At 67.1% G+C, this 885-nt stretch carries 2 protein-coding genes; both read left to right on the forward strand.

The features are described 5' to 3' along the window. Positions 1-298 (forward strand): SRPBCC family protein (locus tag AC1D15_RS34810; RefSeq protein WP_477829667.1); only part of this gene is annotated, 298 nt, incomplete at its 5' end. A gap of 69 nt (positions 299-367) precedes the next feature. After that, a partial coding sequence (locus tag AC1D15_RS34815) for a M16 family metallopeptidase (protein ID WP_477829668.1) occupies positions 368-885 on the forward strand: 518 nt, incomplete at its 3' end.

The following is an 885-nucleotide window of genomic DNA, read 5'->3' on the forward strand; positions in this document are numbered from 1 at the left end:
GACGATGTGGGGGCGATTCAACTACCGCGAGATCGTCACCGGCGAGCGGCTGGTGTGGCTGAACTCGTTCGCCAACGCGCACGGCGGCATCGCGCGCGCGCCGTTCAGCGAGCACTGCCCGATGGAGATCGAGAACGCGGTGACGTTCTCGGAGCAGGGCGGCATCACCACCGTGCGGCTGAAGGCCAGCCCGTTCGGCGAGGAAGCGGCCGAGCGCCGGTTCTTCGACGAACTGCAGCCGTCGCTGGAGCAGGGGTATGGCGGCACGTTCGATCAGCTGGCGGTGCACCTGGGTTGACGGGATGCATCGAAGGCCTTTCGATGCATGCATGATGTGGACTTTCGACCTGCCACATCGGCTCAGCAATTGAACCCCACCGCCCCCAGCCCCCAGCTCGCCACCCTGCCCAACGGCCTGCGCGCCATCGCGATCCCGATGCCGTGGCGCCAGACGGTCAGCCTGAGCATCTTCATCCGCACCGGCAGCCTGCATGAATCGCGGCAGCTCAACGGCATCAGCCACGTCGTCGAGCACATGGCCTTCAAGGGCACGCAGTCGCGCGACTGCCAGCGCATCAACCTCGATGCCGAACGCCTCGGCGCCGAGGTCAACGCCCACACCGACAAGGACCACACCGCGTTCCACATCGAAGGCCTGCCGCACGACCTGCCGGCCTTCGTCGCCCTGCTCGCCGACATCGTGCTGCACAGCACCTTCCCGGCCGACGAGCTCGAGCGCGAGCGCCAGGTCATCGAGCACGAGTTCACCGAGTTCGAGGAAGACCCGGCCGCGATGGCCTTCCAGATGTTCGACCGCGCCTGCTACGGCATGCACCCGGCCGGCCAGCCGGTGATCGGCAACCGCGCCAACCTGAAGCGCTTCAG

The sequence above is a fragment of the Rhizobacter sp. P2_H2 genome, assembly GCF_056403375.1.